At 72.3% G+C, this 15,661-nt stretch carries 14 protein-coding genes; 6 read left to right on the forward strand and 8 right to left on the reverse strand.

What is annotated here, in order from left to right; genetic code table 11:
- The 8 genes from JIX56_RS29130 to JIX56_RS29165 form a co-directional block, all read right to left on the reverse strand.
- Entirely contained in the window at nt 1-1,227 is a 1,227-nt protein-coding gene (locus tag JIX56_RS29130; RefSeq protein ID WP_257544945.1) for a cytochrome P450, read from the reverse strand.
- On the reverse strand, nt 1,217-2,635 hold the full coding sequence (locus JIX56_RS29135; RefSeq protein WP_257544946.1) for an amidohydrolase family protein: 1,419 nt from the start codon (nt 2,633-2,635) through the stop codon (nt 1,217-1,219). The genes JIX56_RS29130 and JIX56_RS29135 overlap by 11 nt, the downstream gene beginning before the upstream one ends.
- Nucleotides 2,632-3,513, reverse strand: coding sequence for an alpha/beta fold hydrolase (locus tag JIX56_RS29140; RefSeq protein ID WP_257544947.1), 882 nt, complete (start codon nt 3,511-3,513; stop codon nt 2,632-2,634). The genes JIX56_RS29135 and JIX56_RS29140 overlap by 4 nt, the downstream gene beginning before the upstream one ends.
- On the reverse strand, nt 3,500-5,482 hold the full coding sequence (locus JIX56_RS29145; RefSeq protein ID WP_257544948.1) for a RiPP maturation radical SAM C-methyltransferase: 1,983 nt from the start codon (nt 5,480-5,482) through the stop codon (nt 3,500-3,502). The genes JIX56_RS29140 and JIX56_RS29145 overlap by 14 nt, the downstream gene beginning before the upstream one ends.
- Nucleotides 5,479-6,834: a YcaO-like family protein gene (locus JIX56_RS29150; protein WP_257551184.1), complete on the reverse strand. Its 1,356-nt coding sequence runs from the start codon at nt 6,832-6,834 to the stop codon at nt 5,479-5,481. The genes JIX56_RS29145 and JIX56_RS29150 overlap by 4 nt, the downstream gene beginning before the upstream one ends.
- Complete coding sequence (locus JIX56_RS29155) at nt 6,782-8,041, reverse strand: YcaO-like family protein (protein WP_257544949.1); 1,260 nt, start codon at nt 8,039-8,041, stop codon at nt 6,782-6,784. The genes JIX56_RS29150 and JIX56_RS29155 overlap by 53 nt, the downstream gene beginning before the upstream one ends.
- 63 nt (nt 8,042-8,104) lie before the next feature.
- Nucleotides 8,105-8,239 carry a bottromycin family RiPP peptide gene (botA, locus tag JIX56_RS29160; RefSeq protein WP_005486703.1) on the reverse strand — a complete coding sequence of 45 codons (135 nt, stop codon included), beginning with the start codon at nt 8,237-8,239 and terminating at the stop codon, nt 8,105-8,107.
- Nucleotides 8,240-8,335: 96 nt separating this feature from the next.
- On the reverse strand, nt 8,336-10,288 hold the full coding sequence (locus tag JIX56_RS29165; RefSeq protein WP_443031900.1) for a RiPP maturation radical SAM C-methyltransferase: 1,953 nt from the start codon (nt 10,286-10,288) through the stop codon (nt 8,336-8,338).
- Between the two features lie 375 nt (nt 10,289-10,663).
- Here JIX56_RS29165 and JIX56_RS29170 point away from each other — a divergent pair, with 375 nt between their 5' ends.
- The 6 genes from JIX56_RS29170 to rdgB all read left to right on the forward strand — a co-directional run bounded on the left by JIX56_RS29170 (nt 10,664) and on the right by rdgB (nt 15,636).
- Nucleotides 10,664-11,503 (forward strand): class I SAM-dependent methyltransferase, encoded by an 840-nt coding sequence (locus tag JIX56_RS29170; protein ID WP_257544951.1) that lies wholly within the window; start codon nt 10,664-10,666, stop codon nt 11,501-11,503.
- A 269-nt stretch (nt 11,504-11,772) separates the two neighbouring features.
- A complete protein-coding gene (locus JIX56_RS29175; protein ID WP_257544952.1) occupies nt 11,773-13,068 on the forward strand; it encodes an MFS transporter in 1,296 nt (431 codons plus the stop codon).
- Nucleotides 13,069-13,143: 75 nt separating this feature from the next.
- Nucleotides 13,144-13,599 (forward strand): PTS glucose/sucrose transporter subunit IIB, encoded by a 456-nt coding sequence (locus JIX56_RS47700; protein WP_306819886.1) that lies wholly within the window; start codon nt 13,144-13,146, stop codon nt 13,597-13,599.
- A 78-nt stretch (nt 13,600-13,677) separates the two neighbouring features.
- On the forward strand, nt 13,678-14,415 hold the full coding sequence (gene rph / locus JIX56_RS29185) for a ribonuclease PH (protein WP_257544953.1): 738 nt from the start codon (nt 13,678-13,680) through the stop codon (nt 14,413-14,415).
- 158 nt (nt 14,416-14,573) lie between these two features.
- The gene (locus tag JIX56_RS29190) at nt 14,574-14,972 is read left to right on the forward strand and encodes a hypothetical protein (protein ID WP_257544954.1); all 399 of its coding nucleotides are present in this window, start codon (nt 14,574-14,576) and stop codon (nt 14,970-14,972) included.
- Nucleotides 14,973-15,033: 61 nt separating this feature from the next.
- Nucleotides 15,034-15,636, forward strand: coding sequence for an RdgB/HAM1 family non-canonical purine NTP pyrophosphatase (gene rdgB, locus JIX56_RS29195; RefSeq protein ID WP_257544955.1), 603 nt, complete (start codon nt 15,034-15,036; stop codon nt 15,634-15,636).
- Nucleotides 15,637-15,661: the final 25 nt, after the last annotated feature.

Below are 15,661 nucleotides of genomic sequence, written 5' to 3' on the forward strand. Positions count from 1 at the left end.
TCACCAGACGAGCCTCAGGTCGTAGGAGTTGCGCAGGAACGGTGGCTCGGCCGTGCGCTGCTCGGGGGACGGCGCGTAGTCCGGGACGAGGGCGTGCCACTCCTCCAGGGCCACCAGGATCTGGGCGCGCGCGAAGGCCGCGCCGAGGCACTGGTGGGGGCCGGTGCCGAAGGCGATGTGCGGGTTGCGCGCCCGGTCGAAGTCGATCCGGCCGGGCTCCGGGAACACCTCGGGGTCGTGGTTGGCGAGGGCGAGCGGAAGCAGCACGGTGTCGCCCCGGTCCGCGACCCCGCCCGCGCCGCCGGTCGCGGCCTGCCGGCCCGGGTACATGCACGAGTTGGCCCGCAGGAACTCCTCGACCGCCGGCGGCCGGACCTCGGGACCGGCGAGGAACCGCCGCCGGTCCTCCTCGTGGTGGGCGAGGTGCTGGACGGCGTTGGCCAGATGGTTCACCGTCGAGTCGATGCCGGCCAGGAACAGCGTGCACAGCAGGGAGGCACGGTCGTCGTCGGTGACCTCGGCACCGTCGATCTCCCAGCCGAAGCTGGCGGTGGTCAGGTCGTCGGCGGGCTCCGCGCGCCGCCGGGCGATGTGTTCCCGGGCGAACCGCTCCAGCGCCGGAAGCCCGAGTTCGCCGTACGCCGCCGCCCTGGGGTCCGGTGCCGAACGGGAGTCGATCATCGCCCGGTTGATGGCGATGAGCAGGTCGAACCCGTCCGGGGGCCAGCCCACGGCCGTCATCAGGTTCTCCAGGACGTACGGCCGGGCGAAGTCCTCGTTGAACGACACCTCGCCCTTCTCCAGGAACCCCTCGATCCGCCGCCGGGCGCCCGCACGCATCGACGGGGTCAGCTCCCGCACCCGCTGCGGGGTGAACCAGGCACCCAGCCGCTGCCGCCACGCCGTGTGCTCGCGGCCCTCGACGGTCAGCGGGATCCAGCGCTCCTCCTCGGCGCCCTCCGCCGCGCTGACCCGCCCGACGGTGAACGTGCCCTCGTCCTTGAACGCGTCCACGATCCCGTCGTACGTCGTCAGCACCCAGAAGCCCCGGTCGCTGTAGAAGGCGCCGTGCTCACCGGCGTGTTCGGCGGCGGCGTCGCGATACGTCTGCGGCGCGGCGAAGAAGTCGAAGTCGACGGGGCATGTGGCCTGCTGTGGGGGGTGGTCGGGTTCTGCGGGGCGTTTCGCCTCCTGCCCCGTGCGGTCGGGTTCCCGGTCAGCCTGCATGGGCTGTCTCCTTCGTGGGTCGGCCGGTGGTGACCGGTGGGTCGAGGGTGCCGCGGGCCCAGCCGGACGGGTCGAGGCCGGACGCGGCCAGGCGTAGCGCCCACAGGCGGTCGAGGTCGGTGCCGTCGAGGAGGACTCCGTCGACGAGCACCGCGTCGGGCCGGGCCAGGGCGGTCACGTCGCCGTCGGGCGGCCGCCGGTAGAGGACCAGGTCCGCCGGATCACCGGGCACCGGGCCCGCCCGCCGCCCCATGGCCTCGTACGCGTGAGTGGTCGCCGCCCGCAGTACGGCGCCGAAGTCGAGCCCCGCGCGGGACAGTTCGGCCAGCTCCTTGTGGAAGGAGGGGCCGGCGAGGACGAACGGGTTGCCGCAGTCGGTGCCGGCCAGCAGCCGGGTGCCCGTGTCGGCGAGGGCGCGGGCGATCCGGCCCAGCTCGTCGACGAGGCCGCCGCGCCGGTGCACCTCGGCGGCGTCCAGCCGGAGGGCGTCCCGGGCCGCCGACTGCCAGGACCGGCGGCGGCCCTCGTCCACCGCCTGGAGGGCCGCGCGGGAGGGGCGGGTGTACCGGCGCTCACCGCTGCGGGCGCGCCAGCAGACGAGGGTGGGGCAGACGAAGTGGCCGGGTACGGCGCCGGGTGCCGGGTGGTCGCGCAGGGCAGCCGCCAGCGCGTCCCAGCGCCGCTCGGGCGGCAGCCGGAACACATTGGGCACGATGCCGTACAGATGCTCGGACGACCGCAACGTGCGCTGGGCCAGGTCCAGGGGCACCGCCTCGGGGATGTGGCCCACGACCGGCAGCCCGGCCCGCTCGGCCTCCCGCACCAGGACCTCGAACGCCGGGCGCGCGACGTCGTCGTACACCTTGATCCCGTCGAAACCGAACGCCAGCGCGTCCTCGATCACCTGCCGGACCGACCGGACCCCGTCCACCACGGTGACCCCCTGCGGGATCCGCGACCCGGGCCCGTCGACCACCCCGGCGGTGACCCAGGGCCGGGGCAGGACGGCGTGCCGGGCGCGGTGCACCCCGGCGGCGTACAGATGCGCCGGCTCGCCCCACAGCTGCCGGAAGCCGGTGACACCGTGGACGAGGAGACCGACCAGGTCGGCGGCGGACGAGACATGCGCGTGGGAGTCGACGAGGCCCGGCACGGCGTACGAGGTGTACGGCGCCGCGCGCCCGTCGGAGGCGGGCGGCGTCGGGGTCCAGGCGGTGACCGTGCCGTCGGTCACCGTCAGATCGTGCGGGGGACCGGGCCGCCCGGTGGCGGGGTCGACGAGCCCGACGGCCCGCAGCCGATGCCCGCGCCCGCGCTCCGCCAGCTCCTCCAGGGCCCGCACCAGCGGGTCCCCGTCGGGCAGCAGCCCCCGGCGCCGACGCCACATGGTGTCCTCGGTCGCCGTCATACGACCCCCGTCCCGGACGCGCGGGCCTCGGCCGGTGCGTCTCCGGTCGTACGGGCCTCACCCGGTGCGTCTCCCGTCCCGTGCCCACCCTCCGCCAGTACCCCCGCCACCCTCCGCCCGACCTCCGCGAGACGCCCCGCGGCCTTGATGCGGGTCGGGGCGTCGACGAGCCACAGGTGGGCGCCGAGGCGGCGCTCCCCGGCGTGGAAGGGGGCCAGGTCGGCGTCGCCGTCGGCGGTGATCAGTACCAACTCCTGGTCGGGGTGGCCGCGTTCGGTCCGCCGGTCGGAGCCGTGCAGCAGACCCCGCGTGGCCGCCCCCAGCTCACCGGGGTCGACGCGGGCGCAGGCCTCGACCATCCACGGCGGGGCGCCCCGCCCGGTGAAGTGGTCACGCAGATAGGCGTGCCCGCCGGGGCCCTCGACGGCCACCGCCTCCTCCTCGACGGCGTCCTCGGGGATCTCCACCTGCTCGGCGTGCGCGCAGAAGGAGAACGCCCGGGCCACCCGGGTGTCCACGGCGGCGACCTGGAGGGCGATCCGCCCGCCGAAGAACGTGCCGAACAGGCTGTACCGTGCGCGGCCGAACCGGTCCAGGACCGCGCGGACGTCCTCGACGTACCGGCGCAGGGCGTGGCCCTCCGCCGTGCCGACGCGCCCGCTCTCCCCGCGTCCCCGCAGGTCGAGCGCGAGGACATGGGCGTCCGGGAGCGCGTCGAGGAACCCCGACTCCGCCCAGATCCGCCGGTCCATGGCCACACCGTGGACGAGGACGACGGTCTCGCCCGGCCCGGGCCTGCTGAAGCCCCGGATCGGCGTGCCGTCGCGGGAGAACACCTCGAAGACGTCCCTACGGCTCGTGCCGTTACCGTCCCGCACCGACCCTCCCCGATCCCGCACCGGCCATCCCCGACTCGGCGGCGGCCCGCTCCGACTCGGCCGCGGCTTCCCGCAGCTCCGCCGCCCGGCCCAGCTCGTCCCGCATGCCGTCGCGCACCGCGAGGACGAGACCGCGCCGGCCCTCCAGATGGATCCAGCCGCGCCGCGCCCACTCCCGTACCGTCGCGTGCACCTCGTCCTCCGGCCGGCCCGTCATGGCGGCGACCTGGCCGACGGCCTGGTGCAGCCGTCCGCCGTGGACCAGACAGCGGAACAGCTGGTCGTCGCCGCCCCGCAGCACATGCCGCCCGGTGCCGACGTGCGGCCGGCCGTCGTGCAGCACGGTCATGTTCGGCCCGAACCGGAACGAGAACCGCGACTGATCGTGCAGCTTCTTCCACAGGCCCACCCGGGCCCCGAGACGCCGCCGCAGCGCCAGCATCTCCGCGGCCATGGCGGAGTCGTCCCGCCCCGCCAGCTCCACATGGTCGAACGAGTAGGCCAGCTCGGCGCGTTCGGCGGCGGTGCGGCCGGCGTGCACGAAGCGGTACTTCGGCTCGGGCCCGTCCAGCGCGATACCGAACTCCTCGGGCTTCTCGAAGTACGGGCTGTAGCGGTCGACCCGGACCTTGCTCACCGTCGACGGCGGCGCGAGATGCGTGATGAACGGGATCAGCCGCAGCTGCTCCTGAAGCATCGCCGCCGTCTCGTCGGGCATCGCCGACAGCAGGTTCCACTGGGCGTCGATGCCCAGCTCCTGGCACAGCACCAGGAAACGCAGGTTGTGGAAGGCCGTCGCCCCCTTGCGCAGCAGCTTCAGCGCACCGCTGCTCAGGCTCTCGATGCCCGGCTGCACCATGGTGACGCCCGCCGCCCGCATCTCGCCCACCTCACGCGGCCCCAGATTGGCCTTCACCTCGAAGAACGTGGTGATGTCGACCTCCGCCGCGGCGAGTTCGGCGAGGCCGTTGTCGTTCCTCGCGAGGATCGTGTCGACCGCGTACGTGTCGAACACGCCGTGCTCCTCGGTCAGCCGGCGCAGGGTCTTGGTCAGCTGCTCGCCCGGCTTGCTGCGGTAGACCATCCCGCTGCCGTTCTCCCCGCAGAAGGTGCACTGCAGCTTCTCGCCCCACCAGCAGCCCCGCGACATCTGGAACGGGAGCGCCACATGCGGGGCGATCAGCTCACGGTGCGGCAGCGCCCGCAGCCGTTCGAAGTACTCCGCGTACCGGGGCACCGGCGCCGACTCGGCCGGCTGCACCGTCGGCAGCGACACCCGCAGCCCGCCCTCGTGCCGCAGGACCAGACCCGGGGCCGCCGCGAGGTCGTGGGCGCCGCGCGCGGCCCGGACCGCCGCCACCGCCGCCTCGCCCTCGCCCTGCACGACCGCGTCGACGAACGGGTACGCCCGCATCACGGCCTGCCCCATGGGCCGGTCGCAGTTCGCCCCGCCGAGCAGCACCAGCCGCTCGGGCGCCTGGTCCTTGACGGCCCGGGCGACGGCCAGCGCGGGCATCAGCTGACTGAACGACGTGGTGAACCCGAAGCACTCCGCGCCGGTCGCCACGAGCCGCCCGGCGAGCCCCGCCGTGAACCCGGGCGCCACCGCGCGCAGCGCCAGCACCCGGCCCACCAACTCCTCGGCCACACCGTGCTCGGTGAGGAAGGCGGCGTACCGGTCGCGGACGTCCGCCTCCTCCCCGGGACCATGGGCGTCCAGGACCCCGCCGAAGATCCAGTCCCCGACGCCGAGCCCGTACAGCTCCTCGCCGATCGTGTCGTAGACGGTGACGAACTCCGCCGGATCGCACTCCAGCGCGTCGACGGCGTACTCGAACCAGTCCAGGTACGCGTACACCGGTGTGATCGGATCACCGTCCCCCGTGCCCTCCAGCGCCGCGAGGGTGGCGATCTGGATGGACGGGCGATACAGGCTGTTCCAGGGTGGTGCCACGAGCGCGAGCTTCACCGGGGCGCACCTCCGTGGTCCTTTCCGTGGTCCTCTCCGTGGTTCTTGCGCGGTCGCAGCCGCTCGCCGAGCCGCCCGGTCGGCAGCACCGGATAGCCCGCCCGCGCCTTGTCGAACATCTCCAGGCCCGGCGCGACGACGTCGACGACCGTGACGGACCCCGGCGGCGTGAGCACCCGGTGGTGGACGTCCACGCCCAGGTCCCGCAGCCGGTCCACGAGATGCCGCAGCAGCTGCTCGGGGCTCGCGGCCGCGGGCAGCCCGTCGTCCGCGTCGAACGCCCGCCGCTCGTGCGGCAGTTGACCGACATCGAACCGGGCGGCGGCGAGATGGCGGGGATAGCGGGCCAGCGCGGTGGCGATCTGCCCGGCCTCGGTGTCCGCGTCCACCGGCCCGTGCTCGAACATCGTGCGCACCTGGAGGTATTCGAGCAGGGCCCGCTGCAACGCGTACGTCCGCACCGGCGAGGCCCCGCTGCCGATCAGCCGCACCTCCTCCCGGCTCCGCGCGTCGCACACCACATAGGCCGGTACGCCGGTGTCACAGGTGATGTCGACGATCAGCACCGGCGCCTCGCGGACCTGCTCGACCGTGCCGGTCAGCTCCCGCAGTTCGGCGGGCAGCGTGTCGTGGTCGACCACCCGCAGCTCGGGCCCCTCGCCGGGCAGCCCGAAGTACGACCGGGCCAGCTGGTACGACCAGGCGTCCCGCTCGATCAGCTCGTTGACGGCGTGCACCAGTGCCTCGTGCACGGTGGCGCCCGCCGCGTAACCGGCGCTGGAGGTGTAGTGCCACAGCGGCTGGAACGACCGGTCGTCGTCCGGGTGGGGCCAGTTGCGGTAGCCGCCGTCACGCAGGAACACGGGGTGCCGGTGCGGCCGCCCGGCCGGGCCGTGGTCCGCCCGCCCGGTCAGGGTCTCCTCCACCGGGCGGTACGTACGGGTCAGCACGGGCGCGTCCGGCATGATGCCGCCGAGCCGGCGCAGCAGCGCGGACCGCCGGGCGGTGTCCTGGCCCGCGATCTCCCGGCCCGGCAGGAACTCCGCCTCCGACGCCCGCGGATCCCGGCGCCAGTCCAGGTGGTAGTGCTCGGCGCTCTCGAACAGCGCGCTCGCCATGCTCCGGTGCCCCAGCCCCTTGCCGGAGCTGCGGGAACAGAGCGCGCCCCGGGCGTCCGTCAGCCGCACCTCGTAGGTCGGCGCGGACTCGATGCCGTACTTGCGGATGTCGGCCGTCAGCCGCTCCGCGGCCAGCCAGTCCCCGACGGAGGACAGGGCCTGCTGGATGGCCGTCTCGCGCTCAGGCGGAACGTCGTCCTTGGCGGCCCCGTCCAGCAGGGCCGCGGTCAGCAGATCGGTCTCGGGCTGCGTCTCGGGGTGCGCCTCGGGGTGTGTCTCGGTGGGCGTCTCGGCGGGACGGGTCAAGGGTCCTCCTCACTTCTCCCGTGTCGAACACGGGGATGCCTGCGCGGACAAGGCCCAGGAGGGGCTGCGGATCCGACACCACATGGGCGAAGCAGAGACGGGTCCTGGGGATGTCCGGGCCTGAGATGTCGACGGCACCGGAGTCGGCCCACACGGTGATGCCGCCGGCCTCCAGCTCTTCCAGGGGGGACGCCGGGTGCGGCCCGTCGTCGTACGGCGCCGGGCGGCCGGCCGGATCGTTCGGAGCGCTCAACCCGTCGAGACCGCTGAGACCGCTCAGATCGTTGAGCTCGAAGTCCAAGGTCGCGCACCGCGTGAGCAGCGGCCACCGCTCGAAGCGGCGCAGAAAGAAACGCTCGGCCGGCTCGGCGGTGGGGTTCGACCGCCACATCGTCTCGGCCTGCGCGAGCTCCAGCAGCGCCCGGTCGGTCGCCTCGGCCCGACTCGCCCCGCAGCCCAGCCCGGTGGCCGGCATCAGCCGCCCGCGGCCGTACGCCACGGCGAGCACGGTCGGCGTACGGACGGCGCCGCCCAGCGGCACCACCAGCGTCTCGTCACCCGCCGACCGGGGCCGCGCCGGGCCCGCCAGACGACGGTGCAGGAAGACGCCGTAGTCGATCAGTTCCGTCAGCTCCAGCAGCGCCCCGCGCAGGGCCGCCTCGGGCGTCGGGGCGACGGCCCAGCCGACCGTGCTCGACAGCCGTGCCTCCGCGGCCGACAGCGTGCCCGCGCGCAGTTCCTCGCCGGCGACCCAGGGCGAGGACCAGTACAGCGGCACCCGGCGCGGTCCGTCCCCGGACAGCGGCCGGTACTCCCGGCTCGCACAGCCGTCCGGCGCGGTGCGTACCCCGGCCGCCGGGAAGGGCGGGACCGGACCGGAGCCCGAGCCGGGGGCCGGGGTCGTCGGCGGACGGGCGACCGTTGCGAAGGGGGTGCACGCCACCAGCCGCTCCACGGCTTCCGACAGGGCCTTCGCCCGTGCCACGGCCTCGGTCGTGGCGGTGCCGTAGCCGTCGGCCTGGGCGGTGCCCTCGGCGGGGCGTACGGTGCACCGCACGGTCACCGTTCGATCCGACGGATACGAACGGTGGACGACCTCGCGCAGCTCACACTCCGTCGCCGTCGCTTCGAGCATGCTCCCTCTCCCGGTGGTCCGTCTCGCCGACTTCACACCCGCCGGCTACTCACCGGCCGGCGCTCAAGAGGTGGCTTCGCCGTCCCAGGCACCCCAGGACTCCAGCTCCTCCATCTCCAGAGCGCTCAGTTCGGCGTTGTTGGGGTCGTCGTTGAGGAAATCCGCGGTCATGCAGTCGAATACGACTACGGGTCCCATATCTCGATCCTTTCGTCGGTCTGGCTTGCCGTTCGATTTCGGTTCCGTGCCTCATGGGGTACGCGGCGGCCCGCATCCGCGCGATGGGCGGCCTCCTTACGGTCGAGCGGTGAGCGTGAGGGGTACGGGGGTACGAGCCCGCCGGGGAGTGCCCTTGGGCGGTGGGGTGCGATAGGCCGAGGGCTGCTCGCGTACCGCCAGTGCGATGACCTTCGTGCCTTCGATGTAGACCCACCGCTTCCGCCGCCAGGTGCGCAGCGTTTCCAGGGCCTGGTCCCAGCGTTCCCCCTGCCACTCCTGCCCTTGGAGGTCGCGGAACCGGGTGCCGCCCACGACGGCGCGGAACAGCCGCGCCTCCTCGCCCCGCAGGGTGGTGGTGTGCGGCGGCAGCCCGGGTCGTTCGTCGGTGAGGGTGACCGAGTCGAAACCGAGCCGGTAGCTGAAGCGGGCGGAGTCGTGGTGCGCCCGCCACAGCCGGACGCGCGCGGCGAGCCGCCGCCGCACGGGCCCGTTGTCGGGGTCGTCCGTGAAGTCACCCTCGAAGTGGTACGCGATGTCCCACAGATCCTCCGGAGAGAGGCGGGGATAGGCGTACTGGTAGCCCGGCAACGGGCTGGTCAGCGTGAGCCCGTAGCTCTCGGGCGCCTCGACGTACGGGCTGAACCGGTCGAAGCGGATCAGTGTGATGTGCGGCGGCGTCAGATGCGTCAGCGACGCGACGACGTCCAGCTGCGCCTTGAGGGAGTCCGGCGTCTCGTGCGGATACCCGGTGAGGATGTTCCAGTCCGCCCGCACGCCGTACTCGGCGCAGCCCAGCAGGAACCGGATGTTCTGGTACGCCGTGGCACCCTTCCTGAGATGCCGCAGCCCCTCCGTGCTGAGGCTCTCGATCCCCGGCTGCACGGAACGGACCCCCGCCCGGCGCACGGCCCGGATGTCGGCCCACTCCATGTTGGCCTTGACCTCGAAGAACAGCGAGTGGTCGGTGTTGAGCTTCTCCACCGACGGCAGTGCCGTGTCGAGGTACTTGAGGTCCAGGATGTTGTCCACCGCGAAGAAGTCGAGCACCCCGTAGCGGTCCATCAGATGTCGCAGCTCGTCGGCGACGGTGTCGGGGTTCTTGCTCCGGTACGCCATGGTCGCGCCGTTGAGGCCGCAGAAGGTGCAGTGGGTCTTGGCGCCCCACCAGCAGCCGCGGGAGAACTCCACCGGAAGGGTGATCTCGGGTTCGAGGCCGTGCAGACCGGCGGCGTGCAACTGCTCGAAGAACCCGTCGTAGTTGGGGGTGGGTACGTCCAGGGCGGCGGCGGTGAGCGGGGCGGCCGGCGCGGCGTCGTCGTCGGCGGGCAGGCGGGTGACCAGGCGTCCTCGCGTACGGAGCGGGCCGCCGGCCCCGACCTGGCGGAGCAGGGCGACGAAGGCGTCCTCGCCGGGGCCGTCCACGATGGCGTCCACCGCAGGGTAGTTGGCGAGCAGGGCGCGGCCCATCGAGCCCTCGCAGTTGCTGCCGCCGAGCACGATCACGCCGCCGTAGCCGAGGTCCCGCAGGCGCTCCGCGACCGCCAGCGACGGGCCGTTCTGGCTGAACATCGAGGTGAAGCCGACGACGTCCGGCGCGGACTCCAGCAGCTCGGCGGCCGTCCGCTCCACATGGCGGTCGGCCACCTCGCGCAGCGCGTCGACCAGCTCGATCGACGTGTCGTCGACCCGCCTCGCCCGCAACTGGGCGAAGTACGCCTCCCGCCGCTCGGCATCACCCCGGCGGCACGAGAAGATCCAGTCGCCCACCGAAAGGTGGTAGAGCTTTTCGGAGACCAGCTCATAAGCCTCCGACCACTTCTCGTCGGAGAACCCCAGCATTCTCTGGGCCAGTCCGTAGAAATCCAGATAGGAATATCGGGCGTCTACTTGCCAGCCTTCACTCTCGGCGAGCGAGCGCAGAATACCGACCTGAATCGAAGGCCGGATGACGCTGTTCCAAGGCATTGATACAAGAGAAACGTTTTTGGCGGCAGGCACGAAAACAACCCCCGGAGCCGGTTGCGGCAACTCGAATCACCGTAGAAGGGGCCGATTACGCGAGTCAACAGTGCCCAAAGCATCGGTATAGGTTGGCTGGAAACATTCGTCCGGCATGCACCCCTCGACAATGCGTGGCCGAGTATTTGTGATCAACTCCGTGATCGACGGGGAAGGTGCGCAGGTCGTACGCGTATACGCAGGTGAGATGCGTGGTGGACAATGGGACCGGTCGGGTTGTACGGTGTATGGTGCTCCTTGCGTATGCTGTGTCATGACGCGCCGGGAGTCGACGCGAGCTGTCCCTGTCGGTCGGAAAATCCCTGCCGAGGGCTTTACCTTGCGCTCGCCGAATCAATATTTCCCGCCGACCCTATTTCTGTGCGCAGAGAGGCGAGAAGTCGCGTGAAGATTTCCCTGACCGGCGCGGCGGAGACCCTGCTCGCACCCCTCTATGCCCGCGCGCTCGACGCCCGCTCCGCCCACCCCCTGCTGGGCGACCACATCGCGGCCGAACTGCTGGACCGCATCGACTACGACTTCGACCGACTCGGCATGGGAGAGGCCTCCGCCGTCGGCGTGGCCCTGCGCGCCCGCTATTTCGACCGGCGGGTCCGCGCATTCCTCGACGCGCACCCCGAGTCCACCGTGGTCCACCTCGGCTGCGGCCTCGACAGCAGGTTCGAGCGCCTCGCCCCCGGCCCGGGCGTGCGCTGGTTCGACCTCGACCAGCCCGACGTCATCGAACTGCGCAAACAGCTCTACCCCGCCCGCCCCGGCCACGAGACCCTCGCCACGTCCGTCACCGAACCGGACTGGCCGGCCCAGGTCCCCACCGACCGCCCCGTCCTCGTGGTCGCCGAGGGCCTCAGCATGTACCTCTCCGCCGACGAGGGGCCCCGCATGCTGCGCACCCTCGTCGCCCACTTCCCGCAGGGCGAGCTGCTGTTCGACACGTACTCCCGGTTCGCCGTACGGTCCACCCGCTCCCTGACCCTCTTCCGCAAGACGGGCGCCCGGCTCGCCTGGGGGGTGAACGACCCACGCGAACTGGAGCGCGGGATACCCGGGTTGCGGCTGATCGAGACCGACAGCGCGTACGCCACCGCGGCGGGCGTCGACGTGAGCCACCTGCCCCGCACACTGCGGCGCCGGATGCGCATCGACACCCACATCCTCGCCAGGCTCCCGGTACTACGCCACATCGGCCACATCTCCCGCTATGCGTTCGGCCCACCTGCCTGAACCCGCCGGAGCCCCCGGCGGACCGGGGGTCCCGGTCACTCGGGGGTCAGGCCTCTCGGGAAGGCTCGACAGATGGGTAGCCCGGGCCACCTGGGAACCCCGACCGCCGGAAGACCCCGGCCATCCGGGGAAGCCTCGGCAACCCGGGGGCCCGGGCCACCCGGGACCCCGGCCGCTGGGAGACCCGGACTGCCGGGAACCCCCGGCCACCCGGCGGTGACGCCGGTCAACCATCCGACGGGCCATCGGCCCACGACCAGAATGCCCCGATGCTGCCGCTCTACCTCATCTCCCACGGCCTTTCCCTGCTGGGCAACACCGTGGCCTCGATCGCCCTGCCCTGGCTGGTGCTGCTGCGCACCGGTGATGCCACCGCGGTCGGCCTCGTCGCCGCCGCGAGCGCCCTGCCGATGCTCCTGTCGGCCGTCGCCGGCGGCGTGCTCATCGACCGGGTCGGCCGCCGCCGCCTCTCCATCGGCGCCGACCTCGCCTCCGCCGCCTGCGTCGCCGCACTCCCCGTCGTCGACGGCCTCCTCGGCCTCACCGTCGTCTGGTTCGTCGTCCTCGGAGTCGCCGGCGCCGTCTTCGACGTACCCGGCATGACCGCCCGGGAGGCCCTCGCACCGGACATCGCCGAAGCCACCGGCATCGGTATGGAACGCCTCGCCGGACTCCGCGAGAGCATCGCCGGCGGCGTCGTGATCCTCGCCCCGGCCGCCGCCGGCGGACTCATCATGCTCGTCGACCCGGCGACCGTCCTCTGGCTCACCGCCGGCTGCTCGGCCCTCGCCGCGCTCGTCACCCTCGCCCTCCCGAAGACCATCGGCGCCCAGCCCACCGCCACGGCCCAGGGCGACGGCGCCGGACTGCGAGGCGACCTCAAGCGCGGACTCGGCGTCCTGCGCGGCGACCGCGTCCTCACCGCCGTCACCCTGGTCTCGGCCGGCAGCGTCGCCGTCCTCGCCCCGCTCCAGAACCTGGTGCTCCCCGTCCACCTCGTGGGCAAGGACTCACCCGGCGGCTTCGGCGTCGTGGTCTCCCTCCTCGCCGTCGGCGGCATCGCCGGCGCAGGCCTGTACGCCGCGATCGGCACCCGCTGGTCACGCCGTACCGTCTTCGTGGCCGCCCAGCTCACCTCCACGATCGGTATCGCCGGGCTCGCGCTCCTGCCCCCGGTGCCCGTCATGTGGGCGGCCGCCGTCCTGGCCGGCGCCGGCGCGGGCCCGCTGCCCGCCCTCTTCCTGGTCCTCGTCACCGAACGGATCCCCGAGGAGGTACGCGGCCGCGTCCTCGGACTCCAGAACGCCGTATCGATGACCGCCGTCCCGCTGGGCACCCTCGTCGCCGGCCTCACCGTCGACCGGATCGGCCTCCGCCAGACCGGCGCACTCCTCGCCATCGCCTGGTGCGCGGTCACCCTCGCGATCGTGGCCCTGCCGGCACTCCGCAACCTCGACGCGGGCCGTGCCAAGTCCGAACCCCCCGCAGAGGATCAGCCGACCCCCGACGGAGGATCCCCCATCCCGGGCCAGGGCTCAGAAACGGCGGATACCCCGACGGCCTGAACTCCGGAGGGCGGGGGCGCTGGGCCCGCAGGGCCCGCAGGGCCCGCGCCCCCGAAGGGGCGCGGGGCTGTTTCGATGTGCGGCTCCGCCGCGTGGGCGCGACCAGCCACAACCGACCCCGGCCGCCCGACAACACCACCCGGCACCTCCATAGGCGCGACGACCCAGCAGCCACTCGCGTTCATTTGGCGACCTTTCCCCCAGTGGTGTAGACCAGTCGCGGGACAGTCCTGCAAGCTGTCCCCGTACGGTTCCGCGGGGAACGCGGCTCGGATCAGGGAAACAGGGAGCGTGGCCATGGCCAGCAAGGCTGAGAAGATCGTCGCCGGACTCGGCGGCCTCGACAACATCGAAGAGGTCGAAGGCTGCATCACCCGCCTCCGCACCGAGGTCCACGACGCCTCCCTCGTGGACGAGGCCGCCCTCAAGGCCGCCGGCGCCCACGGCGTCGTCAAGATGGGCACCGCGATCCAGGTCGTCATCGGCACGGACGCCGACCCCATCGCCGCGGAGATCGAAGACATGATGTGAGCCACGCCGGCTCATGGACAGGGGCTCCTTTCCGCCGCAGGAGGAGCCCCTTCCGTATGTGCGGCTAGGCTCAGCGCCATGTCTCGAATCGACGGCCGCACGCCCGAACAGCTCCGCCCGATCACCATCGAACGCGGCTGGAGCAAGCACGCCGAGGGCTCCGTCCTCGTCTCCTTCGGCGACACGAAGGTCTTCTGCACCGCCTCCGTCACCGAAGGCGTCCCCCGCTGGCGCAAGGGCAGCGGCGAGGGCTGGGTCACCGCCGAGTACTCCATGCTCCCCCGCGCCACCAACACCCGCGGCGACCGCGAGTCCGTACGCGGCAGGATCGGCGGCCGCACCCACGAGATCTCCCGCCTGATCGGCCGCTCCCTTCGCGCCGTCATCGACTACAAGGCGCTCGGCGAGAACACGATCGTGCTGGACTGCGACGTCCTGCAGGCCGACGGCGGCACGCGTACGGCCGCGATCACCGGCGCGTACGTGGCGCTGGCCGACGCAGTGTCCTGGGCCCAGGGCAAGAAGCTGATCAAGGCCGGCCGTCAGCCCCTGACGGGAACCGTCTCGGCGGTCTCCGTGGGCATCGTCGGCGGCGTCCCCCTCCTCGACCTCTGCTACGAGGAGGACGTGAAGGCCGACACCGACATGAACGTCGTCTGCACCGGCGACGGCCGTTTCGTCGAGGTCCAGGGCACCGCCGAGGCCGAGCCGTTCGCCCGCGAGGAACTCAACTCTCTCCTGGACCTGGCCGTTTCCGGCTGCACGGAGCTGGCGCTTCTGCAGCGCAAGGCGCTTGATACGGTCCTCGAAAGGTAAAGGGAGCACCAAGAGCGACGGCCGACGATGGCAACCACGGCGGCCCCGCCCGCGTCCTTGCACATACGGGCGCACGGCACACCACCGTGCGCCCGGCCACACCGGCAAGTAGCCGTACCCGGGGCCGTCAGGCCTGCAACCAGTAGGAGGACCGTTCCATGGCCGCGAGCCGCCGACGTCGTATGACCACCATCGCCGGAGCCATAGCTGCCGTCGCTCTCACGGCCGGGCTCACCACCGGCTGCGACGCTGTGAGCAAGGCCCTGGACTGCGTCCAGACCGCCGAGGCCATCGCCCAGAGCGTGGGCGACCTCCAGCAGGCCGTCGAGAACGCGTCGAACGACCCGACGCAGCTGGAGGAGTCCCTCAACTCCATCGACGAGAACCTGAAGGAGATCGGCGACAAGACCGACAACGCCGACGTCAACAAGGCCGTCGACGACCTTCAGAAGGCCGTCACCGACACCCGCACCGCCGTGGAGAGCGGCGACGCGACCCCCGACATCAGCGGCATCACGGACGCGGCGGGCGAACTGACGAAGGTCTGCACGTCCTGACGACGAGCCGCGCTGCACAACCCCTGCGAACCGGGCGGCGGGGATCGCGATACTGGAGGGCATGACCCGCCTGATCCTCGCCACCCGCAACGCCGGCAAGCTCACCGAGCTGAAGGCCATCCTCGCCGACGCAGGTTTGTCCTACGACCTCGTCGGCGCGGACGCCTACCCCGAGATCCCCGACGTCAAGGAAACCGGCGTCACCTTCGCCGAGAACGCCCTGCTCAAGGCCCACGCCTTGGCCCAGGCGACCGGCCACCCCGCCATCGCCGACGACTCCGGCCTCTGCGTCGACGTCCTCAACGGCGCCCCCGGCATCTTCTCCGCCCGCTGGGCAGGCCGCCACGGCGACGACAAGGCCAACCTGGAGTTGTTGTTGGCCCAGCTCGGCGACATCGCCGACGAACACCGGGGCGCCCACTTCACCTGCGCGGCGGCCCTGGCCCTGCCGGACGGCACGGAACGGGTCGTCGAGGGGCAGCTGAGGGGCGTACTGAGGCATGTGCCGACGGGCACGAACGGCTTCGGCTACGACCCCATCCTCCAGCCGGAGGGGGACTCGCGGACCTGCGCCGAGCTGACTGCTGAGGAGAAGAACGCGATCAGCCACCGGGGGAAGGCGTTCCGGGGGCTGGTGCCGGTGCTCCGGGAGCTGTTGGGCTGAGGTGACGCAAGAACGGCCTGCGAGT

This window comes from Streptomyces sp. CA-210063, assembly GCF_024612015.1.
In the GTDB taxonomy this organism is placed as follows: Bacteria; Actinomycetota; Actinomycetes; order Streptomycetales; family Streptomycetaceae; genus Streptomyces.